Genomic DNA, 21,954 nt, shown 5'->3' on the forward strand with positions numbered 1-21,954 from the left:
AAGCGTCGTGCTCGGGTCGCTCAACCCACCCCGCTTAAGCCCCACGGCCCGCGCCCGCTGGTGGCGGTGATCAGGCCGAGCACGCGCTTGGCTTCGTCGTCGACCATCGGCCAGGTGAAGCGCCAGCTCCAGTTGTGCTCGCCCATCGTGCCGGGGATGTTCATGCGGTGCGCGGCGTCGAGGCCGAGCACGTCCTGCAGGGGGAACACGGCGAAGTTCGCCACCGAGTTGGCGCAGGCGCGCACCATCGCCCAGTGGATGTCGTGTTCGGAGGCCGGCAGGTAGCTGCCGGCGAACTGGCGCTCGCGCGGCGTCGCTGAATTCCACCAGCCGCGCACGGTGTCGTTGTCGTGCGTGCCGGTGTAGGCCACGCGCGCGGGCACGCTGTGGTGCGGCAGGAAGGGGTCGGTGGCGTCGCCGCCGAAGGCGAACTGCAGGATGGTCATGCCGGGGAAGCCGCAGCCGTCGCGCAGTTCGATCACGTCCGGCGTGATCAGGCCAAGGTCCTCGGCGACGATGGGCAGCGGGCCGAGGGCTTTCTCGATGGCATCGAACAGCGCCTTGCCGGGGCCCGGCACCCACTCGCCTTCCTCGGCCGTCGGGCAACTCGCGGGGATCTCGTAGTAGCCGGCGAAGCCACGGAAGTGGTCGATGCGGAACACGTCGGCGAGGCCCAGCGCACGACGCACGCGGTCGCTCCACCACGCGAAGTCTTCCTGCGCCATGCGGTCCCAGCGGTACAGCGGGTTGCCCCAGCGCTGGCCGGTCGGCGCCATCGCGTCGGGCGGGCAGCCGGCCACGGCCGTGGGCTGGCCCTGCGCGTCGAGCTGGTACAGATCGGGGCGCGCCCAGCAGTCGGCGCTGTGGTGCGCGATGTAGATCGGCAGGTCGCCCATGATCGCGATGCCGCGCTCGTTGGCGTAGCGCTTCAGTGCGGCGGCTTGCGTGTCGAAGCACCACTGCACCCACGTCCAGTAGCCGATCTCGGCGGCGTGCTCGATGCGCGCGGCAGCCAAGGCTTTGGGATCGCGGTCGCGCAGGGCCGGCGCCCAGGTCCACCACGGCATGCCGCTGTGCGCGGTTTCCAACGCCATGAACAGGACGTAGTCGTCGAGCCAGTAGGCTTCGCGCTTCGCCCACTCGGCCTTGGCCGCGCGCTCGGCCGGCGCGTTCTTCGCGACGTAGCCGGCATAGGCCTCGCGCAGCCGGGTGTTGCGCCATTCGACGACCTTGCCGAAGTCGACCTTGTGCGCGTCGAAGCCGCCCTCGGGCAGCGCGGGGGCCTTCAGCCAGCCGTTCGCGACCAGGCCTTCGAGCGCGATCATCAGCGGGCTGCCGGCGAAAGCCGACACGCTCTGGTAGGGCGAGTTGCCCGGGCCGATGGGGTTCACCGGCAGCCACTGCCAGATGGTCTGGCCGGCCTCCTTCAACCAGTCGACGAAGCGGAAGGCCTCCGGGCCGAAATCGCCGATGCCGTGCGGGCCGGGCAGGGAAGTGACATGCAGGAGCACGCCGGCGGCGCGCTGGTCGAGGTTGAACATCAGGTCGGCTCCGGAGCGGAGGAGAGGCGGCGAAGGACGAGCAGGCCGTGGGCCGGGACGAGCACGGCCCGGGACGCGAGTGTGGTGACGGGGGCGCGGGACGGGGAGGTGCCGGAGGTTTCCAACAGCACCTGCCACGGGCCATCGGGCAGTTCGAAGGTGCGGTCGCTCCCGCCCGGATTGAAGGCGATGCAGCCGCGCGGCGCGGACGATCCGGCGGCGCGGAGCTGGCAGGCGAAAGCCCCGTCGCCGGCGTCGTGCCAGTCTTCAACGCGCATGTCGTTGCCGTCGGGGCGCAGCCAGCGGATGGCCGGGTCGTCCTCGCCGGGCTCTGGCAGGAACCACGTCGGCCAGCGCAGGTAGGACTCGCTGGCGCGCAGTGCGATCAGCTGGGCGATCAGCGCGCGCGCATCGTCGTCGGTGCCGAGGCCGGACCAGTCGATCCAGCCGGTGGCGTTGTCCTGGCAGTAGGCGTTGTTGTTGCCGGATTGCGTATTCCCCGCTTCATCGCCGGCCAGCAGCATCGGCGTGCCTTGCGCGAGCAGCGTGGTCGCCAGCAGGGCGCGCCGAACCCGGCGGCGGCGGGCGAGCAGGGCTGGGTCGTCGGTCGGGCCCTCCGCGCCGAAGTTCGCGCAGACCTCGTGCGCATGGCCGTCGCGGTTGTGCTCGCCGTTCGCGTGGTTGTGGCGCGCGGCGTAGGCGACGACATCGGCGAGCGTGCGGCCGTCGTGCGCGGCCACGTAGTTGATGCTGGACTGCGGGCGGCGCTGGCCGTGCTGGAACAGGTCGCTCGAGGCGGTGAAGCGCTTGGCGAACTCGCTGCGCGGCACCGGGGCACGCGGGTGGCCGTCGGCGGTGGCGTCGGCGCCCAGCCAGTAGCCGCGCACGGCGTCGCGGAAGCGGTCGTTCCATTCGGCGAAGCGGCCCGGGAAGCGGCCGAGCTGGTAGCCCTCGAAGCCGGCGTCCCACGGCTCGGCGATCAGGTGCACCTGCGCCAGCGTCGGGTCCTGCCGCAGCGCGACGAAGAACGGCGCGGAGGGGTCGAAGCCGTGGCGCGTGCGGCCGAGCGCGGCGCCCAGGTCGAAGCGGAAGCCGTCGACGCCCATGGTCTCGACCCACCAGCGCAGCACATCGAGGGCGAACTGCGTGGTGCGCGGGTGGATCAGCCGCAGCGTGTTGCCGCAGCCGCTGACGTTCTCGTAGCGGCTGCGGTCGTCGCCGACGAGGCGGTACCAGCTGGCGTTGTCGAGGCCGCGGAAGCTGATCGTCGCGCCGTGCTTGTCGCCCTCGGCGGTGTGGTTCAGTACCACGTCGAGCACGACGTCGAAGCCCTCGCGCTGCAGGGTGGCGACCATGCGGCGGAATTCGCCGATGGCGTCATCCGGCCGGTGGCACAGGCGCCGCGCCGGGCAGAAGAACGCGATCGTGTTGTAGCCCCAGTAGTTGCGCAGGCCGCGTTCGGCCAGCGGCGCCTCGTCAAGCCACTCCATCGCCGGCATCAGCGAGAGCGTGGTGACGCCGAGCGACTTCAGGTGCGCGATGGCCGCCGGGTGGGCGAGCCCTTCGAAGGTGCCGCGCAGCGCGTCGGGCACGCCCGGCAGGCGCATCGTGAAGCCGCGGACGTTCAGTTCGTACAGCACGCTGTCGCGCAGCGGGCGGCGCGGGCGCGCGGCGGGGCGCAGCACCAGGCCGTCGGCGAGCGGCGCGGGCGCGTCGATGACGCGGGCCTTCAGCGCGAACGCGGCGTTGTCGCGGGTGTCGGGCTGGCGGCCCTGCGGGTGGCTCGCGGCCCAGCCGTGGTGTTCGGGGCGCCACTGGAAGTCGCCGACCACGGCGCGGGCATACGGGTCGAGCAGCAGCTTGGCGGGGTTGAAGCGGTAACCCGATTCCGGCTGGTAGCGACCGTGCGCGCGGAAGCCGTACACGAGCCCCGGCTCCGCGCCCTCAAGCCGGCCATGGAACACGCCGTCCTCGCCCGCGTGCAGGGGCAGGCGTTCGAGCTCGCGCTGGCCGTCGTCGCTGAACACACAGAACTCGATGCGCTTCGCGCGCTGCGAGGCCACGGCGACGTCCACGCCGCCGTCCCGGGCGTGCGCGCCCAAGGGCGCATGCGAGCCGGGCTGCCAGCGGCTCATGCCGGACGCAGCACCGCGGTGGCCAGCGGCGGCAGGGTCAGCACGAGTCCGCCGTCCTTCGCCTTCAGCACGCCGCCGCCGTTGCCGACATCGCCGCCGCCGTAGTGGCGCGAGTCGGTGTTCAAGGCTTCGCGCCAGGCCTTCGGCGCGCCCTTCGGCAGCGGCAGGCGGTAGCCCTCGCGCGGCACCGGGGTGAAGTTGCAGGCGACGAGCGCGACGTCGCCCTCGCCGTCATGCCGGGCCCACGCATAGACGCTCTGCTCGCGGTCGTCGCCGACCAGCCATTCGAAGCCCGCGGCGTCGTTGTCCAGCGCGTGCAGGGCGGGCGTGGCGCGGTAGAGCGCGTTGAGGTCGCGCACGAGGTCGCGGACGCCCGCATGGTGCGCGTACTGCAGCAGGGGCCAGGGCAGCGAATCGGCGTGGTTCCATTCCGTGCCCTGGGCGAACTCCTGGCCCATGAACAGCAGCTTCTTGCCCGGGTGCCCCCACATGAAGCCGTAGTAGGCACGCAGGGTCGCGAATCGCTGCCATTCGTCGCCGGGGCAGCGACCGAGGATCGAGCCCTTGCCGTGCACCACCTCATCGTGGGACAGCGGCAGCATGAAGTTCTCGCTGAACGCGTACACGAGGCCGAAGCTCATCCGGTCGTGGTGCCAGCGGCGGTGGACGGGCTCCTCCTGCACATAGCGCAGGGTGTCGTTCATCCACCCCATGTTCCATTTGAAGTGGAAGCCGAGCCCCCCGGCGTGCACCGGCGCCGATACCCCGGGGAAGCTCGTGGACTCTTCGGCCACCGTGATGGCGCCGGGGCATTCGCGGCCGATCGTGGTGTTGAGGTGCTTCAGCAGCGCGATGGCCTCGAGGTTCTCGCGGCCGCCGTGCGCGTTGGGGATCCAATCGCCGGCGTTGCGCGAGTAGTCGCGGTAGAGCATCGAGGCCACGGCATCGACGCGCAGGCCGTCCACGCCCCAATGCTCGAGCCAGTGCAGCGCACTGCCGGTGAGGAAGCTCACCACCTCGTTGCGGCCGAAGTTCGGGATCAGCGTGCCCCAGTCGCGGTGCTCGCCCTCGCGCGGGTCGGCGTACTCGTAGAGCGCGGTGCCGTCGAAGCGGCCGAGGCCATGGGCGTCGCGGGGGAAATGGGCGGGTACCCAGTCCACGATCACCCCGATACCCGCCGCGTGGCAGGCGGCGACGAAGCGGCCGAAGCCCTCGGGCTCGCCGAAGCGTGCCGTGGGCGCGAACTGCCCGAGGGTCTGGTAGCCCCAGCTGCCGTCGAAGGGGTGCTCGGTGATCGGCAGCAGTTCGACGTGGGTGAAGCCGAGCGAGGCCACATACGCCGGCAGCACGGCGGCCAGCGCGTCCCAGTGAGGGAAGCCGCTGCGCGCGGTGTGCGCGGCGCAATGCGGTCGCGCGGCCGTGGCGGCGGCCAGGCCAGGATGCCCCCAGGAGCCGAGGTGCACCTCGTAGGTGCTGATCGGCACGCCGCGGTGGTTGTGCGGCGCGCGGCCGGCAGGCAGCGGGGTGTCCGCGCGCGGGGCGGCCACGCGGCTGGCATTGCCGGGCCGCAGTTCGCTCGCGAACGCGTAGGGGTCGGCCTTGGCGGGCAACAGGCTGCCGTTGGCATCGACGAGCTCGTACTTGTAGAGATCGCCGGGGGCGGCGTGCGGCACGAACAGCTCCCACACGCCGGCGGTGTGGCGCAGGCGCATCGGATGGCGGCGGCCGTCCCAGCCGTTGAAGTCGCCCACCACCGACACGCGGCGCGCATTCGGCGCCCAGACGGCGAAGCGCACGCCGGCCATGCCGTCGAGCGTCATGGCGTGCGCGCCGAGGAATCGCTGTGGGCGCGTGTGGTGGCCTTCGTGGAAGGCGCGGAGCTCGTCCTCGGTGATCGAGGGTGGGAAGGCGTAGGCGTCGGCATAGACGCCTTCCTCGCCGGAGGCCCAGCGCACGCGAAGCCGGTAATCGAAGCGCTGCTTGCGACGCGGCAGTTTGCCTTCGAACAGGGGCGTGGCGACGGTCTCGCCGCCCGAGACGTCGAGGCTTCGCGGGCCGAGGGTGGCCACCGCCTTGCCGCTGGCGGCGTCGAGCACCTCGACCGTCTCCGCGCCCGGCAGCAGGGCGCGCACCCACAGCGCGCCCGCCGCGTCGGCGTGGAGGCCGAGCACGGCGAAGGGATCGGCATGGCGCGCCGCGAGCAGGGCCGCGACGGCGCCCGGGTCAAGCATTCGTTTTCGCGACCGTCGTGGTGCCGGGCACGGCCCACACCTTGGCGGCGTATTCGGCCACCGTGCGGTCGGCCGAGAAGAAGCCCATGCCGGCGATATTGCGGAGCACCGCGGCGTTCCACGCCGCCGGGTCACGGTAGAGGGCATCCACGCGCGCCTGCGTGGCCACGTAGTCGGCGAAGTCGGCGAGCAGCAGGTAGGCGTCGCGGTTCAGGAGGCCGTCGACGAGGGCGCGGTAGCGCTGCGGTTCGCCGGGGCTGAAGGCGCCGTTGCCGATGGCGTCGAGCACGGCCTTGAGTGCGGTGTTCTGCGCGGCGATCCAGCGCGGGTCGTAGCCCACGGCCTTGAGGTTCGCCACCGCGTCGGCGCGCAGGCCGAAGACGAAGACGTCGTCCTCGCCGATGTGCTGGGCCATCTCGATGTTGGCGCCGTCCCAGGTGCCGATGGTCAGCGCGCCGTTCATGGCGAACTTCATGTTGCCGGTGCCGCTGGCCTCGGTGCCGGCGGTGCTGATCTGCTCGGAGAGGTCGGCGGCCGGGATGATCGACTCCGCCAGCGACACGCCGTAGTTCGGCAGGAAGACCAGCTTGAGCTTGCCCTGCAGGCGCGGGTCGCTGTTGACCACGCGGCCGATGTCGGTGGCGAGGCGCACGATCTGCTTGGCGGCGACGTAGGCGGACGCGGCCTTGCCGGCGATCACCACGGTGCGCGGCGTCCAGCCGCGGCCGTCCGGGCCTTCCGGGTTCGCCAGCATGGCCTGGTAGCGCGCGACGACGTGCAGCAGGTTCAGCAGCTGGCGCTTGTACTCGTGGATGCGCTTGATCTGAACGTCGAACAGCGAGTCGACGTCGACCACCACGCCGAGTTCGCGGCGGATGCGCTCGGCGAGTTTTTCCTTGTTGGCGCGCTTCACCGCGGCGAGGCGCTGGCCCAAGGCGGCGTCGCCGGCCTGCGCGCGCAGGCCCGAAAGCTGCGCGAGGTCGCGGCGCCAGCCGGTGCCGATGGTGTCGTCGAGCAGGGTCGACAGGCCCGGGTTGCACTGCTGCAGCCAGCGTCGCGGCGTGACGCCGTTGGTGACGTTGGTGAAGCGCTCGGGGTACAGGCGGGCGTAGTCGGCGAAGATCGTCTCGACCATCAGGTCGGAGTGCAGCTTCGCCACGCCGTTGACCTGGTGCGAGGCGACCACGGCGAGGGCGGCCATCCGCACGCGGCGGCCGTGCTGCTCGTCGATGATCGACACGCGCTGCACCAGGGCCTCGTCGCCCGGGGCCTTGGCGCGCACCTCGCCGAGGAACTCGTGGTTGATGCGGTAGATGATCTCGAGGTGGCGCGGCAGCAGGCGCTCGACCATCGCGACCGGCCACGTCTCCAACGCCTCCGGCATCAGGGTGTGGTTGGTGTAGGCCACCGCTTGGCGGGTGATGGCCCAGGCCTCGGGCCACTCGAGGCCGTGCTCGTCGACGAGCAGGCGCATGAGTTCCGCCGGGGCCAGCGCCGGGTGCGTGTCGTTGAGGTGGATGGCATTGCCGCGGCCGAGTTCGGCCAGCGGACGCCCTTCGGCGAGGTGTCGCGCGATCAGGTCTTGCAGCGAGGCGGAGACGAGGAAGGCCTCCTGCTTCAGGCGCAGCGTGCGGCCGGCCTCGGTGCTGTCGTCCGGGTAGAGCACCCAGTTCAGCGTGTCGGCGGCGAGCTGTGCCGCGCCCGCAGCGGCGTAATCGCCGCGGCAGAAGGCGGCGAAGTCGATCGGCTGATCGGCGCTGGCCTCCCACTGGCGCAGCGTGGCGACGTGGCCATGCGCATGCGCCGGCACCACGAAGTCGAAGGCGCGGGCGCGCACACGCTCGGCGGGCACCCAGCGGCGCGCGCCACTGGCGTCCGCCTCGACGTGGCCACCGAAGCCGACGACGAAGGCGACGTCGCTGCGCTCGAAGTCCCAATGCGTGCCGTCGCGCTGCCAGTCGTCGGGGCGCTCCACCTGCGCGCCGTCCTGCAGGCCCTGCGCGAACATGCCGTAGCGGTAGCGCAGGCCGTAGCCGAAGGACGGCAGGCCGAGTTCGGCGAAGCTGTCGAGGAAGCAGGCCGCGAGTCGGCCGAGGCCACCGTTGCCGAGGGCGGCGTCCGGCTCGGACTCGAGCACGTCGGCCAGCGACACGCCGTGGTGGCCGAGTTCATCGCGCAGCGCGGGTTCGAGCTGCAGGGCGGCCAGCGCGTTGCGCAGCGCGCGGCCCATCAGGAATTCCATCGACAGGTAGTGCACGCGGCGCTGGTCCTTGCCGCGCGCGGCGTCCTTCGCTTGCGTGGCGGCCCAGCGCTCGGCCAGCGGGCCGCGGCAGGCGTCGGCGGCGGCGCGAAGCGCGGCGCGGGCGGCAGGGGCCTCGCGGCCGTCGGTGGTCGTCATGGCAAGCGCTCGACGGAAGGCCGCGACGAGGTCGGCGGCGGGCGGGGCGGCCGGCGTCGTGGCCGGGGCGGTGGCGGGCTGGGTCGTCATCCGCGGGAGCTTAAGACCCGCGTCCGCGCCGGGGCGGGCGTGAAAACGTATTCATGGGCCGTCATGGCGCGGACGGTTGATCAACGCACGAAAACCGCGACGCTGCGGCCGTGGACCGACAGGCGCCCGCCGGCATCGAGCGTGGCCTCGGCGAGCCCATCGAGAGTTGGGTGCGAACGCCAGCCATCGCCGAGCGACCCGATCACGGCGTGGCGGGCCGCCGGGTCGGCATTGAGTGCGTAGACCAGCTCCCGGCCATGGGCCGGGTGCGTGGCCGGCAGGGCGCGGCCGTCCAGGTGCGCGACCACGAGTCCGGGCTCGCCGTCGACGGGCACGAAGCGCAGCGCGGCCTGCACGGCCTCGCTCGTCGTCAGGCGCAGCAAGGGTTCGTCGCGGCGCAGGCGCAGCAGGGCCTGCGTCCACGCGTTGACGAAGGCCGCGTCCTCGGCGCGCGGTCGCAGCTCGTCGGCGCGGGCGAGCACGGGGCGCATCTGCGGCCAGCTGTCCTCGTTGTCCCATGCCGGCGGCAGGCCGGTGCCGAAGGCGTTGCGTTCGCCGGTCCAGTCCACGGCGTTGAAGGCGTCGCCGGAATTGAAGCTGTTGCGGTCGAGCGATTTGCTGCGCATCAGCTCCTGCCCGGCGTGGAGGTAGGCCACGCCCTGCGCCAGCAGCACCAGCGCATTGCCGAGCACCTGCACGCGCGCCCGCTCATGGCGCGGGGTATCGAGCGGCAGGCGCAGCGCATTGCTGTCGAACAGCGTGAGGTTGTCGTGGTTCTCCGTGTAGTTGACGACCTCGGTCGGCTGGCTGGCGTAACCGGCGGGTCCGTCGCCGTAGCGGATGTCGCGCAGCGGTTTGACCACGCCGTCGGCATCGAAGGTTTGGACATCGGTGAGCGTGCCGGCGAGGCCGACGCGGATCAGCGCTTCGGCGCCGCGCAGTTCCGCTTCGGTCTCTGCCTTTGGACGCGCGGCATTGGCCGCGTTGGGCGCGTGGTGAAGGCCGGAGAGCCAGCCCTGCGCGTGCAGGGCCGCGCCGCGATCGCCGGCCCGGCCGCCACGCGCCGCGTCGCGCAGGCGGTCGCTGAAGGTGGCGATGCCCGTGCCGTTCAACACGCCCTGCGCGGCCTGCGGGAAGCGCGCACCGTTCGCCACTTCGCCGAAGTTCCAGCCTTCCCCGAGCAGATGGATGCGGCGTCCCGTCGCGGCATCGACGGCGCGCTGCAGGTCGAGCATCGCCGCCCTGGGCTGGTGGCCCATCAGGTCGAAGCGGAAGGAATCGATGCGGTAGTCGCGCGCCCAGATGACCGCCGAGTCGATCATCAGCTTGGCCATCATCGTGGCCTCGGTGGCGGTGTTCGGGCAGCAGGTCGAGGTTTCGACCGTGCCTTGCGCGTTCAGCCGGTGGTAGTAGCCCGGCACGACGCGGTCGAGCACGGATTGCCGGTCCTGGCCGCTGGCCATGGTGTGGTTGTAGACGACGTCGAGGCCCACGCGCAGACCGGCCTTGTGCAGCGCCTGGACCATCGCGCGGAACTCGCGGACGCGCGAGGCCGCATCGTCGGGCGCGGTGCTGTAGCTGCCCTCGGGCACGTTGAAGTGCCACGGGTCGTAGCCCCAGTTGTAGCAGTCGCGTTCGCGCACGGCGCCGATCGCGGCCTGTGCGCCTTCGCCCGCGGGCCCCTCGCCGGTGGGCAGTGCCGGGACGACGCAGTCGCGCTCTGGCACCGTGGCGAGGTCGTAGGTGGGCAGCAGGTGCACGTCGGTGAGGCCGGCGGCGGCCAGCGCACGCAGGTGCCGCATGCCTGCGGTGTCGCCGTGGGTGAAGGCGAGGTAGCTGCCCCGGTGCGCCTCGGGCACCGTCGCATCGTCGCGCGAGAAATCACGCACGTGCAGCTCGTAGACCACGAGGTCGGTGTTGCCCTGGACGGTGTCGGGGCGGCGGTCGTCGGACCAGCCGTCGGGGATCGTCGCCGGGTCCTCGAGATCCAGCACGACGGAGGCCTGCGAGTCCGCGTTCAAGCCCAGCGCGTACGGGTCGGTGACGCGGTTGCGGACCAGGCCCACGCCCGGCACCAGCACGTCGACGAGGAAGGCGTAACGACGCCCCCGCAGGTCGGTGGGGATGCGGTGCGTCCAGACGCCGCTGGCCAGGTCGGCGCCCATCCAGTGCGCGGCGATGGACGGCGTCCTGCCTTGGGCGTCGTCCTCGCCGTCGGCGAGCAGGCACAGGGAGACGTTCGTCGCCGTGGGCGCCCACAGGGCGAAACGGGTCGCACCCCCTTCGATCGTGGCGCCGAGTGCGGCGTCCCTCGCCTCGGGGGCGAACACCGCGTCGAGCGCCCCGGCGTTCTGCAGGCCGGTCGCGTCGAGCACCCGGCCTTGGGCATCGAGCGCCGCGACGATGAGCGTCTCGCGCCAAGCCTCGTGCGGCAGCGGGGTCGACAGCGCGAAGGTCGCGCCCGGCACGTGGCTGAAGCGGGCCTCGGTGCTGCGAAGCCGGATCGGGCTCAGTGCATGGCGGTGGGTGTTGCCCTCGGGTTCGGCACCGGGAACGAGCCGCAGGTGCGGGCTGGGTGCGCGCAGCAGCACCACGCTCGCGGCCTCCGCCGGCGCGGCCCAGCGCAACTGCGTGGCATTGAGCCACGCGGCACGTTGGTGGGCGGGGAGCGCGTCGGACCAGGGATGGATCACCGTGCTGCCGGCGTGCACCGCGCACTCGGAGGGACGCGTGTCGGGCGGCGGCATCGCGTGTGCAGGGTTCGCGACGAGGGCGAGGGCGACGAAGGCGGTGGTGCGAAGCAGCATGCGAGGTCCATCGGGCAGGCAGGCCTGCATCCTAGGCCGAGCGGGCCGGCCCGGCCGGCGCCTCGCCATGCATACGTATGCGTGCCCGTCGCGCGCGATGGGCACTCGCTACGCTCACGATCGGTTCGAAGGAACGGTCTGGATATGCTGCGATGCATCACGCTGGTGGGGCTGCTGGGCGTGTCGTCCCTGGCGCACGCCGTGGAATCGCGCTGCGCGCCCGGGGGCGACGCCCCCGCGCTCCGCCTTCGCGCCGAGGGGGGGCCGGAGGGCCGCGGCCAGCGCATCGTCGCCAGCGACCAGCACCGCGGTGACCTCGATGCACGCGCCTACGCGTCGTTGGGCGGCAGCGGCTACCGGATGCACGCCTGGACCGGCCCCGGGGACCGTTCGCTGCTTCGCGGCTTCGCCCTGCTGGTCGATGGCATGCTGCGACCCCGCGAGGCCGCGGAAAGCGACACCTTGCGCCCCTGGGGGCATGAGGTGCGCCATCCGGACGGCAGCGTCGAGGCCCTGCAGCTGCAGGCTGGACACACCGCGGTGTCCCTGTGTGCCGATGCGGGCTCCGGACGTCGTGCCGCGCTCCTGCTGGTGACGGAACGCGACGGCGAGGTGCCGGCGTTCGCCGCCAGCGTGCCGGTGCGTCGCATGCCGGCGGATGCCGCACTGCGTCGGGCCGTGGGCGCCGAGGACACGATGGACGTCGTCGTCGTCGAGCCCGACGTGCCGGTGTCGACGCTGACCGTCCACCTCGCCTTCGGCCCCACGCCCGAAGGCGCGGCGGCCACGCTCGCGGAACTGCACGCCGAGGCCGGTGTCGACGGCGACCCTTGGATCGCTGGACTCGCGCGGCGCCAGGCGGCGTTGGGTTCGCTCCGGCTCCGCACCGGCGACGCCCCCTTCGACGCCGCCTTCCCCTGGGCCGTGGCCAGCAACGCGACGTTCCGCACCGACGAGTTCGGGCCTGGCCTGTGGGCCGGCCTGCCCTGGTTCCGCGACAACTGGGGCCGCGACACCTTCATCGCGCTGCCGGGCACGCATCTCGTCACCGGCGAGTTCGCGCGTGCCGAGGCGGTGATCGCCAACTTCACCCGCTGGCAGAACCCAGCGGCCGGCCCTGAGCAGGGCCGCGTGCCGAACCGCGTCGCGGCGGCCAGCGACACGCTCTACAACACGGTCGATGGCACGCCTTGGCTGATCCGTTCGGCGTGGGAATTCGCTCAGGCCACCGGCGAGACGCGGCACCTCGCGATGCTTCGCGACGTCATCCGCGACTACGCGGCCGGTGCCGAGCCGCACCTCGACGGCGAAGGCCTGCTGCGGCATGCCGAGGCCGACACCTGGATGGATGCGCGGATCCGCGGTGGTCGCGGCTGGTCGCCGCGCGGCGATCGCGCCATCGAGATCCAGGCCCTCTGGCATGCGGTGCTGGTGATCGGCGCCGACCTCGAGCGACGCCACGGCGACCACACGGCGGGCCTGCGCTATCGCGCCATGGCCGAGAGGGTGCGCGCCGCGGTCGAAAAGCGCTTCTGGAACGATGGACGACTGGCCGACCGCCTGTTGCCCGATGGGCGGGTCGACACCAGCGTCCGCCCGAACGCGTGGATGGCGGTCTCGGTGCTGCCGCTGCCCTCGCGTGACCGCTTCCTGTCGCCAGACATCGAGGAAGCCGTGTCCCGCGACACCGCGGCCGCGCTGCTGCTTCCGCGCGGCCCGCTGTCCCTCGCGCCCGACGATCCGCGCTTCCATCCGAAGCACGTGGATGATGCGCATCACCACAAAGATGCCGCCTACCACAACGGCACCGTCTGGCAGTGGACCGCCGGTCCGGCGATCACGGCCCTCGCGCGTTTCGGCCAGCAGGAAACCGCCTACCGCGTGACCCGCGAACTGGCCCGGCAGGTCCTCGAGGACGATGCCCCGGGACACCTCGCCGAACTGGCCGATGCCACGCTCGACGACGACGGTCGCGTGCGCCCGTCCGGCACCTACGCGCAGAGCTGGAGCACGGCGGAGTTCGTTCGCAACGCGGTGCAGGACTATCTCGGCGTGCGGCCCCGCCTGCTCGATGGGGTGGTGGCGCTGGCGCCCGCGCTGCCCGCCGCCTGGACCGACATCGATGCCGTGCTGCCGATGGGGGACGGCGAGCCGTTGCGATTCACGGTGACGCAGCGTGACGGTCGCCAACGCTGGGCGTTCGCGCCTCGCAAGCAGCCGCTCCGGCTGTCGCTGGGGGGCGCGCTGGCCGCCCACGAGTCGCGGGTCGTGGTCGTGCACGACGCGCCACTCCTCATCGACCTGCCAATCCCGGCGCCGCCGACCCCGTGGCCCTTGGCCGCTGAGCCCACCCCGCCCGCAGGGGGCTGGGCAATCCGCCAAGGGCGCGATGTGCTCGAGCGCTTCATCGAATCCGGCGGCCTCGACCGCCAGCCGCAACCGTCGGCCGCGCTACTGCTGGCGCCGGCCGACACCGACAAGGACACGCCATGATCCCGCGCCTCCGCTCGCTCGCTCTCGTCACGCTTTCGCTCGTGCCGGCACTCGCCGGCGCCCAGTGGCGGCACCTTGAATCGCTGCCGCAGGTGCAGCGCGAGGGGAACACCGTGACCTTCACCGCGGCCGCGGACAGCGGCCGTTCCGAGCATGTCGCCATCAGCGTGCTCGCCCCCGAGGTGGTCCGCGTTCGCTACTCGCCGACGGCCTTCGGTCGTGACCACAGCGACACCGTCGTCGATCGCCAGCTCGGCGCACAGGATTTCCGCTTCGACACCACGGCCGCGGGCAGCGTGATCGCCACCGCCGCCCTGCGCGTGGAGGTGCAGGCCGCGCCCTTCCGCCTCGTGATCAAGGACGCCGAAGGCCGCGTGATCCACGCCGACGACCCGGGGCGCGGCATGGCCCATGACGGGTCGGCCGTGCGCGCGTGGACGACCCTGCGGGACACCGACAACGTCTACGGCTTCGGCGAGAAGAACGGCGCCTTCAACAAGCGCGGCTGGTCGCTGGGCGGTTACCACTACGTGATGTGGAACAGCGACACCTACGGCTACGACAATTCCACCGATCCGATCTACGCCTCGGTGCCCTTCTACCTCGTGCTGCGCGAGGGCCGCGCGCATGGCGTGTTCCTCGACAACACGCACCGCAGCAGCTTCGACATCGGCCGCGAGCGCCGCGGCCTGCTGAGCTTCGGCGCCGATGGCGGCGAGCTCGACTACTACATCGTGGCGGGTCCGCATCCGCGTGACGTGGTCCGGCGCTACGCCCAGCTCACCGGCCGCGCGCCGCTGCCGCCGCGTTGGGCGCTGGGCTACCACCAGAGCCGCTGGAGCTACACCCCCGAGGCACGCGTGCGCCGGCTGGCCGACACGTTCCGGCAGGAGCAGGTGCCGGCCGACACGCTGTGGCTCGACATCGACTACCAGGACGAGTTCAAGCCCTTCACCTGGAGTGCCGAACGCTTCCCCGATCCGGCGAAGCTCGTCGCCGACCTGCGCGCGCAGGGCTTCCGCACCGTATTGATCCTCGATCCGCATCCGACCAAGGAGCCGGGCTACCGCATCTTCGACGAGGGCGTGGCCGGCGACCATTTCGTCAAGAACCCCGACGGCACCCTGTTCGAAGGGCCGGTCTGGCCGATCAACGCGCCGAACAAGCCGGGCAACAGCGTGTTCCCCGACTTCACCCGTCCCGCCACGCGCGCGTGGTGGGGGCGGCAGCACCAGATGTTCACCGACATCGGCATCGCCGGCATCTGGAACGACATGAACGAACCGGCCGTGTGGGTGCCGCCGGCCAACACCATGCCCGACGACGTGCGCTTCGACCACGAGGGCCAGCCCACCGACCACGCCGAAGTGCACAACCTCTACGGCATGCAGATGACGCGCTCGACTTTCGAGGGCCTCACGGCGCTGAAGCCGAACGAGCGCCCCTTCGTTCTGACTCGCGCGACCTTCGCCGGCGGCCAGCGCTATGCCTGGGTGTGGACCGGCGACAACCGCGCCGAATGGGCCTCGCTGCAGCAGTCGATCCCGATGCTGCTGAACTTCGGTCTGTCGGGTTTCCCCTTCATCGGCGCCGATGTCGGCGGCTTCTCGGGCTACCCGTCCGGCGAGCTGTTCACCCGCTGGCTGCAGGCCGCGCTGTTCTCGCCCTTCTTCCGCGGCCACACCGAGCAGGCCACGCCCGACCAGGAACCGTGGTCCTTCGGCCAGCCGTGGACGCGCATCAACAAAGCCACGATCGAGCTGCGCTACCGCCTGCTGCCGTACCTCTACACCGCGGTGGAGGACGCCAGCCGCACGGGCCTGCCGGTGATGCGCCCGCTGATGCTCGAATACCCCGAGGACCCGCAGACGCACGGCCGCGGCGACCAGTTCCTCGTCGGCACCGACCTGCTGGTCGCGCCGGTGCTCGTCGAGGCGGCGACCTCGCGGGACGTCTATTTCCCGAAGGGGGCGTGGATCGACTTCCACACCGGCGCGCGCCTCGAAGGCGGCAAGACCCACAAGGTCGATGCGCCGGTGGCGCGCCTGCCGATCTTCGTGCGTGCGGGCTCGATCATCGCGATGCAGCCTGTCGTGCAGCACACCGGTGAGATGGCCGCGCAGCCGATCGTGTTCCGCGCCTTCCCCGACGCCGAGGGCCGGGCCACCGGCACGCTGTACGACGACGACGGCGAGTCCATGGCCTATCGCGACGGCGCCTTCCTGCGCCAGCGGGCGACCCTGCGCACGGCGCGCGGGGTGGCCTGCGTCGCCGTCGAGACGATCGAGGGCCGGACGGAGGCCTCGCCACGCGAGCGCCGTTTCGAGGACGAAGGGGGGCGCCCGCTGCCCGCGTGTTGACCGGCGGCGGTCGCCGCGAGACTCAGTCCGCGCGCGGCGGCAGCAGGAAGGTGAACACCCCGTCCAAGCGCGCCGCCCAGGCGTTTTCCGAGTGATCGGCACCGGGGAAGGCGAGGCTGCGATATGCCGGGAAGGCCCAGCCTTTCGCGACAGCGATGCGATCCACCTCGGCCTGCAGGGGCGGGTAGAGCGCGTCCAGCGTCGCATCACCGTGGTCGAAGTAGAGGCGGTGCCGGCCCGGGGCGGGCAAGTGTTCGCGCAGGTAGGCGAAAAACGCCGGAGGCACGGGATTGTCGGCCTCGGGGAAGAGGCCCGGCCAATGCGTCGACATCGCCCCGAAACCGCCGAAGGCCGCCGGGCGCTCCGTCAGGGCGTAAGTCGAAATCAGGCCACCCATGCTGGCGCCGATCAGCACGCGGTCCTCGGCCATGGACGAGACGGCATAGCGGGAGGTCACCTCGGGCAGCAGGCGATCGGTGAGCCAGGCGACGAAGGCGTCGCTGTAGAGGTCCGTGCTGAACAGCGGCGCCTCGCCGCGCCTCGCGCCGTGGCGGAGCGCGTCGCGCACGTCGGCGGGCAGGGCGTCGAAGGGCCGCTGCGGGAAGTACTCCGCATGCCGTGCGGCACCTGCGTTCCACACCCCGATGACGATGAAGGGGCGCGTGCGTCCGGCCGCCTGCAAGGCAGCGGCGGTCTCGTCCGCGCGCCACTCCTGGCGGTTCCAGGTGGTGCCGGCGTCGTACAGCATCTGGCCGTCGAACATCACGGCGATGGCGTAGGGCGCCGCGTCCGGATACCCCGGCGGCAGCCAGACGTCGACGGGGCGCGCCGCCACGGGGCCCTCGGCGGGGAGCGTGAAGCGATCGATGCGTCCCGAGGCGACGACGGGCAGCGGCGGCGCGTCGGCCGCTGGCGCCGTGGCCCCGGCCGGCAGGGCGAATCCGAGCAGCAAGGCGAGGGCAGGCAGGGCGCGGGGCATCGGGGTCTCCGTCCGGTGAAGGGTCTTCACGGCGCCGGAACCGTATTCACGTGGACAGGCCCGGCGCGCTCGGTTAAACGTTAGCGCCTCACGGATCGGCGCGGGGGCGCCGCCGTGCCTGCACAGGATCCGCGCCACCATGAGCGACACCCGCGTCCAATCCATCGTCATCGTCGGCGGTGGCACCTCCGGCTGGATGAGTGCTTCGGCCCTCGCCAAGGTGCTGGGCCCCACGTACTCGATCACCTTGGTCGAGAGCGAGGAGATCGGCACCGTCGGCGTCGGCGAAGCGACGATCCCGATGATCAAGCTGTTCAACCAGGCGCTCGAACTCGACGAAGCGGACTTCATTCGCAACACCAAGGGCTCCTTCAAGCTCGGCATCGAGTTCGTCAACTGGGGCCAGGTGGGCGACAGCTACATCCACGGCTTCGGCAGGATCGGCCAGGACCTCGGCACCGTGTCGTTCCACCACTACTGGCTCAAGGCGCGCCAGCTCGGCCGTGCCGGCCACATGGACGACTACTCGATCTGCACGGCCGCCGGCCGCGCCAACAAGTTCATGCCGGCACTGCGCGACCGGCCGAACTCGCCGCTCGCCGACCTCGGCTATGCCTACCACTTCGATGCCGGCCTCTACGCGAAGTACCTGCGCGCCTATTCCGAGAAGCGCGGGGTCAAGCGCATCGAGGGCAAGGTCAAGGCCGTGCACCAGCGTCCGGAGGACGGGTTCGTCGCGTCGATCGAGCTCGAGAGCGGGCAGCGCATCGCCGGCGACCTGTTCGTCGACTGCACCGGCTTCCGTGGCCTGCTGATCGAGCAGACGCTGAAGGCCGGCTACGAGGACTGGACCCATTGGCTGCCGGCCAATCGTGCCGCCGCCCTGCAGTGCGAGAGTGCCGGCCCGCTGACGCCGTACACGCGCTCGACCGCGCAGGAGGCGGGCTGGCAGTGGCGCATCCCGCTGCAGCATCGCGTCGGCAACGGCTACGTGTTCTCGAACGCGCACATCAGCGAGGACGAGGCCTGCGCCAAGCTGCTGACGCGGCTCGAAGGCAAGCCGCTGATGGACCCGAAGATCCTGCGCTTCACCACCGGCATGCGGAAGAAGTTCTGGGACAAGAACGTCGTCGCGGTCGGCCTGTCGAGCGGCTTCATGGAACCGCTGGAGTCGACCTCGATCCATCTGATCCAGTCGGCGATCGCGCGCCTGACGGCCTTCTTCCCGCACGCCGGTTTCGACGCCACGGACATCGCCGAGTTCAACCGCCATTCGGCCGACGAGTTCATCTCGATCCGCGACTTCCTGATCGCGCACTACCACGCGACGGAGCGCACCGACACGCCGTTCTGGAACCACGTGCGGACGATGGGGGTGCCGGAGTCGCTGAAGCGCAAGATGGACCTTTTCCGCTCGAACGGCCGCGTCTTCCGCCAGAACGACGAGCTCTTCGCCGAACCCTCGTGGATCCAGGTGCTGATCGGCCAGCGCTGGATGCCGAGGGGTTACCACGCATTGGTCGATGCGATCCCCGCCGAGGAGGCCGTGCGCCACGTCGAGGCCGTGCGCGGCGTGATCGCCAACTGCGTGCACGCCATGCCGACGCACCAGGAGTTCATCGCGCGCCACTGTGCCGCGCCGATGGCGGCGTGACCATGGACCGTGGCGACGGCGCACCGACGCCGTCGTGGCCGGCCTTGCGGTTTTCCCCCAGGGCGGAAGCCCGCGTGCTGGCCGTGGACGGCGTGCCGGTCTGCCACGTCGTCGACGGCGCGCTCGAGAACCCCGAGGCCTGGCGCGCGTTCGCGGTCGCGGCGCGGCCGGCCTTCCGCGATGCCCCGCACAACGCCTTTCCGGGCCCCGAGTTGCGGCTGCCGGAACCCGTTGCCGCCGGCCTCGGCGCCTACTTCGACGAGCGTTTCCGGGCCAGCTTCGACGGCCGGCGCACCGAGCGCTTCTACGCCCGGCTGTCGATGGTGACGCGCGCGCCCGAGAGCCTGATGCCCTGGCAATGGCAGCCGCACGTCGACCAGCTGGCGACCGCGCCGGAGCAGTCGGTCGCGGCCTCCGTGCTCTATCTCTTCGATGATCCGATGCTGGGCGGCACCGCGTTCTACCGGCCGAAGCGGGCGCTCGCCGAGCTGTTGCCGATGATCGAGGACTCATCGCGCCTGACGCCCGCCGAGTTCAGCGCGAAGCACGGCGTGGCGCCCGGTTACCTGACCGGCAGCAACGGCTGGTTCGAGAAAGTGGCCAGCGTACCGGCCGCCTTCAACCGCCTGATCGTCTACTCCGGCACCGTGTTCCACAGTGGCGACATCGCCCACCCCGAGCGCCTCAGCGACGATCCCGCCGTCGGCCGGCTGACGATCAACGGGTTCTTCACCTGCCGTCGGCGCGCGCGCTAGGCGTCGGTCGGTCGACGGTTTGGCAGAATGGAGCCGCGTCCGCAGGGAGCGGTGCGCGAGGGCGCCGGGCGCCCCACCGGGTGAGCGGAGGAAGGACATGCTGAGGGTGGAGCTGCTGGGCGAGCGTCGCTTGCGCCACGGCGCGAGCGACGCCGGGCCGGGAATCCAATACAGGAAGGCGTGGGCCTTGCTCGGCTACCTCGTCCTCGAGGGAGGGCGACGCCATCCGCGCGAACAGCTCGCGGAACTGCTTTGGCCGGATCTGCCGCCCGCATCGGCACGCACCAATCTCCGCCAGGTGCTGGCCAACCTGCATCGCGTGCTCGACGCCTGCGGTGGTGCTGGATGGCTGGTCGCCGGTCGCGACGACGTCGGGCTCGTGGCGCGGCCCGGGGTGGCGATCGACGTGCTGGCCCTGGCCCGCGCGGTCGACACGGCCGACACCGAGGCGCTGCTGGCGTTGCCGTGTGCCGGCCCTGACGGCGGCGGCGAGTTCCTCGCCGGCCTCGTGTTCGACGATTGCCCGCGATTCTCGGCGTGGTTGCAGATGGAGCGCTCGCGGCTGGCGATGATCAGTGCGCGTGCGCTGCGCCTGGCCCTCGAAGCGCACGCGGCGGCGGGCCGGCCGACGGCGGCGATCGCCATCGCCCGGCGCCTGGTTGCGCTCGACCCGTGGGACGAGGGCGTGCAGCGGCAGTGGATGGCGGCGTTGGCGGCCGACGGCCGCTTCGACGAGGCGCTGGCGGCCTACGATCGCCATGCGGCGATGCTGGCCGCCGAGCTGGGTGGCGTGCCGTCGGCGGCACTCTCGGGTTTCCGTGACGTGGTGGAGGCCGCCTCGCGCGGCGGTGCCGGCGCGTTGCCGTTGGCGCCCGTCGCCGCGTTCGTCGGGCCGCGGCAGTGGGTGTGCGGCATCGCCTGCCGTCTCCACGCGGCCGACGACATGGTCGAGGCCGCTGCCAACGAAGTGGCCCTCCGCGCCCGCGCCGCGGGCGCGCTCGTGCTGTCGGCCCGCCCGGCCGCGCTGTGGCTCGGCGTGCCGGCCGGCGGGCCGCCAGGGACGATGGGCGCAGCGGCCATCGATGCGGCGCGGATCGCCGCCGGTTTGGCCAGCGCGTTCGACGGACGGGTCGCCGCGGCGCTCTGCCCCGGGCTCGTGCAATGGCAGGGGACGGGCACCGCGATGCCGCTGGGCAATCCCGACGCCGCCGCAACCCTGCTCGACCATGCGCTCCCGGGCACCGTACTGGTTTGCGGGTCCCTGTTTCCCGACCTCTACGAGGCCTTTGCCCTGCATCCGCTGCCGGCCGGCAGCCTGCCGGGCGTCGAGCATCCACCGCGGGTCTGGCAACTGGGGCGCGAAGGCGAGTGCGCGGGTGAAGTCGTTGCCGAGGACGGGCGGCCCGCAACGCTCGCGGGTGTCCCGGCGCGGATCGGTCTCGAGCTCCTGACATTGCGTCTGGACGAGGCCCCGCGGCCGCCGGGCGATGCCGAGGAGGCGTCCGCGTGGCTCACGGTGATCGAGGGGGTCGATCGTGGCAAGCGCGTGGGCGTGGCCGAGGCCCCGGTCGTCGTCGGACGTTCGCCGGATGCCGACTTGCAGTTGCCGCGCCGCACCGTGTCGCGGCACCACTGCGTGGTCTGGCGCGAGGCCGAGGGCTACCGCCTCCGCGACCTGGGGGCCACCAACCGCACCTGCGTCAATGGCCTGCCGATCATCGACGCCCGTCTCGCCGTGGGGGATGTCGTCGCGGTCGGTGACTGCGTGCTCCGACTCGGGCGCGACGACTGAACCGGCCGTGGCCTAGCGGTCCATCCGCAGCAGGCCGGTGACCTCGGCGACCTGCGCATCCGGGTTCGCCCCTCCGGCGAGCGTGTCGTCGTCCTGCAGGCTCCAGGGCGCGCCGAGCGCGGTGGTGTCGTCCTGCAGTCCAGCCTCGCGGAAGCGGCCGTGGCGGGCGTCCACGCGGCCATCGACCTTCGCGTCGATCAGCGTCGCGAGGGACGGCGTGAGCCCCTCGAACCGCATCACGTTGCGCGGCCGCGCGGCGTAGTTGCCGACGCTGCCGAATGGCTCCGACCAGGCGGTGCTGCCGATGCAGACGCGGACCTCGTGCGGGATGCCACGCTGGTCCTGGTAGACGGCGCGGTCGGCCAGCCCTTCGCCGCGGCCTGACGGCAAGGTCACGCCGGCGCCGAGCATCGCGTTCTGCAGGTCGACGCCGCAGAGGAACGTCCCGAGGCTGCCTTCCACGAGACCCGTGGGGTTGTCGAAGTCGTCGCCGGGCACGCTGCCCGTACCGGCCACGAACTGTTCGTAGGCCAGCAGCCAACCCTGCACGAATTCGGCGGTCAGGCGCTCGGCCTGCGCGCTCCGGTACAGGTCGCGGCCCACCGACGCGGCGCCGACGATGAGGGCGATGATCACCAGCACCACCGACATCTCGACGATGGTGAAGCCCGGTGAGGGATGCGGCGTTCGGCGGGTGTGTCGCATGGTCGAGGGTTCCG

12 protein-coding genes are annotated in these 21,954 nt (G+C 71.8%); 5 read left to right on the forward strand and 7 right to left on the reverse strand.

What is annotated here, in order from left to right:
• Positions 1-20: 20 nt before the first annotated feature.
• The 5 genes from malQ to pulA form a co-directional block, all read right to left on the reverse strand.
• A complete protein-coding gene (malQ, locus tag ACYVAK_RS12975) occupies positions 21-1,541 on the reverse strand; it encodes a 4-alpha-glucanotransferase (RefSeq protein ID WP_461061642.1) in 1,521 nt (506 codons plus the stop codon).
• A complete protein-coding gene (glgX, locus tag ACYVAK_RS12980; RefSeq protein WP_461061644.1) occupies positions 1,541-3,676 on the reverse strand; it encodes a glycogen debranching protein GlgX in 2,136 nt (711 codons plus the stop codon). The genes malQ and glgX overlap by 1 nt, the downstream gene beginning before the upstream one ends.
• Positions 3,673-5,907 (reverse strand): 1,4-alpha-glucan branching protein GlgB, encoded by a 2,235-nt coding sequence (gene glgB / locus ACYVAK_RS12985; protein ID WP_461061646.1) that lies wholly within the window; start codon positions 5,905-5,907, stop codon positions 3,673-3,675. Before glgB ends, glgX begins: the two co-directional genes overlap by 4 nt.
• Complete coding sequence (locus ACYVAK_RS12990) at positions 5,900-8,395, reverse strand: glycogen/starch/alpha-glucan phosphorylase (protein WP_461061648.1); 2,496 nt, start codon at positions 8,393-8,395, stop codon at positions 5,900-5,902. The genes glgB and ACYVAK_RS12990 overlap by 8 nt, the downstream gene beginning before the upstream one ends.
• An 80-nt stretch (positions 8,396-8,475) precedes the next feature.
• Positions 8,476-11,202 carry a pullulanase-type alpha-1,6-glucosidase gene (gene pulA / locus ACYVAK_RS12995; RefSeq protein ID WP_461061650.1) on the reverse strand — a complete coding sequence of 909 codons (2,727 nt, stop codon included), beginning with the start codon at positions 11,200-11,202 and terminating at the stop codon, positions 8,476-8,478.
• 144 nt (positions 11,203-11,346) lie between these two features.
• On the opposite strand from pulA, the gene ACYVAK_RS13000 reads away from it, so the two are divergent.
• Positions 11,347-13,695 carry an amylo-alpha-1,6-glucosidase gene (locus ACYVAK_RS13000; protein ID WP_461061652.1) on the forward strand — a complete coding sequence of 783 codons (2,349 nt, stop codon included), beginning with the start codon at positions 11,347-11,349 and terminating at the stop codon, positions 13,693-13,695.
• Complete coding sequence (locus tag ACYVAK_RS13005; RefSeq protein WP_461061654.1) at positions 13,692-16,055, forward strand: glycoside hydrolase family 31 protein; 2,364 nt, start codon at positions 13,692-13,694, stop codon at positions 16,053-16,055. The genes ACYVAK_RS13000 and ACYVAK_RS13005 overlap by 4 nt, the downstream gene beginning before the upstream one ends.
• Positions 16,056-16,077: 22 nt before the next feature.
• Here the strand turns inward: ACYVAK_RS13005 and ACYVAK_RS13010 are convergent, their stop codons facing one another.
• Positions 16,078-17,034: an alpha/beta hydrolase gene (locus tag ACYVAK_RS13010; protein ID WP_461061656.1), complete on the reverse strand. Its 957-nt coding sequence runs from the start codon at positions 17,032-17,034 to the stop codon at positions 16,078-16,080.
• A 139-nt stretch (positions 17,035-17,173) separates the two neighbouring features.
• Here ACYVAK_RS13010 and ACYVAK_RS13015 point away from each other — a divergent pair, with 139 nt between their 5' ends.
• The 3 genes from ACYVAK_RS13015 (at position 17,174) to ACYVAK_RS13025 (ending at position 21,235) form a co-directional block, all read left to right on the forward strand.
• Positions 17,174-18,688: a tryptophan halogenase family protein gene (locus ACYVAK_RS13015; RefSeq protein WP_461061658.1), complete on the forward strand. Its 1,515-nt coding sequence runs from the start codon at positions 17,174-17,176 to the stop codon at positions 18,686-18,688.
• Positions 18,689-18,690: 2 nt separating this feature from the next.
• Positions 18,691-19,443: a DUF6445 family protein gene (locus tag ACYVAK_RS13020; protein ID WP_461061660.1), complete on the forward strand. Its 753-nt coding sequence runs from the start codon at positions 18,691-18,693 to the stop codon at positions 19,441-19,443.
• A gap of 97 nt (positions 19,444-19,540) precedes the next feature.
• Complete coding sequence (locus ACYVAK_RS13025; protein WP_461061662.1) at positions 19,541-21,235, forward strand: BTAD domain-containing putative transcriptional regulator; 1,695 nt, start codon at positions 19,541-19,543, stop codon at positions 21,233-21,235.
• Between the two features lie 12 nt (positions 21,236-21,247).
• On the opposite strand, the gene ACYVAK_RS13030 is transcribed toward ACYVAK_RS13025, so the two are convergent.
• A complete protein-coding gene (locus ACYVAK_RS13030; RefSeq protein ID WP_461061664.1) occupies positions 21,248-21,940 on the reverse strand; it encodes a type II secretion system protein in 693 nt (230 codons plus the stop codon).
• Positions 21,941-21,954: the final 14 nt, after the last annotated feature.

Source organism: Silanimonas algicola, assembly GCF_054777375.1.

What these genes read in the sequence shown, in the direction of transcription:
- malQ (WP_461061642.1), bottom strand. Translation starts at nt 1,541, where the DNA reads ATGTTCAACCTCGACCAGCGCGCCGCCGGCGTGCTCCTGCATGTCACT.
- glgX (WP_461061644.1), bottom strand. Translation starts at nt 3,676, where the DNA reads ATGAGCCGCTGGCAGCCCGGCTCGCATGCGCCCTTGGGCGCGCACGCC.
- glgB (WP_461061646.1), bottom strand. Translation starts at nt 5,907, where the DNA reads ATGCTTGACCCGGGCGCCGTCGCGGCCCTGCTCGCGGCGCGCCATGCC.
- ACYVAK_RS12990 (WP_461061648.1), bottom strand. Translation starts at nt 8,395, where the DNA reads ATGACGACCCAGCCCGCCACCGCCCCGGCCACGACGCCGGCCGCCCCG.
- pulA (WP_461061650.1), bottom strand. Translation starts at nt 11,202, where the DNA reads ATGCTGCTTCGCACCACCGCCTTCGTCGCCCTCGCCCTCGTCGCGAAC.
- ACYVAK_RS13000 (WP_461061652.1), top strand. Translation starts at nt 11,347, where the DNA reads ATGCTGCGATGCATCACGCTGGTGGGGCTGCTGGGCGTGTCGTCCCTG.
- ACYVAK_RS13005 (WP_461061654.1), top strand. Translation starts at nt 13,692, where the DNA reads ATGATCCCGCGCCTCCGCTCGCTCGCTCTCGTCACGCTTTCGCTCGTG.
- ACYVAK_RS13010 (WP_461061656.1), bottom strand. Translation starts at nt 17,034, where the DNA reads ATGCCCCGCGCCCTGCCTGCCCTCGCCTTGCTGCTCGGATTCGCCCTG.
- ACYVAK_RS13015 (WP_461061658.1), top strand. Translation starts at nt 17,174, where the DNA reads ATGAGCGACACCCGCGTCCAATCCATCGTCATCGTCGGCGGTGGCACC.
- ACYVAK_RS13020 (WP_461061660.1), top strand. Translation starts at nt 18,691, where the DNA reads ATGGACCGTGGCGACGGCGCACCGACGCCGTCGTGGCCGGCCTTGCGG.
- ACYVAK_RS13025 (WP_461061662.1), top strand. Translation starts at nt 19,541, where the DNA reads ATGCTGAGGGTGGAGCTGCTGGGCGAGCGTCGCTTGCGCCACGGCGCG.
- ACYVAK_RS13030 (WP_461061664.1), bottom strand. Translation starts at nt 21,940, where the DNA reads ATGCGACACACCCGCCGAACGCCGCATCCCTCACCGGGCTTCACCATC.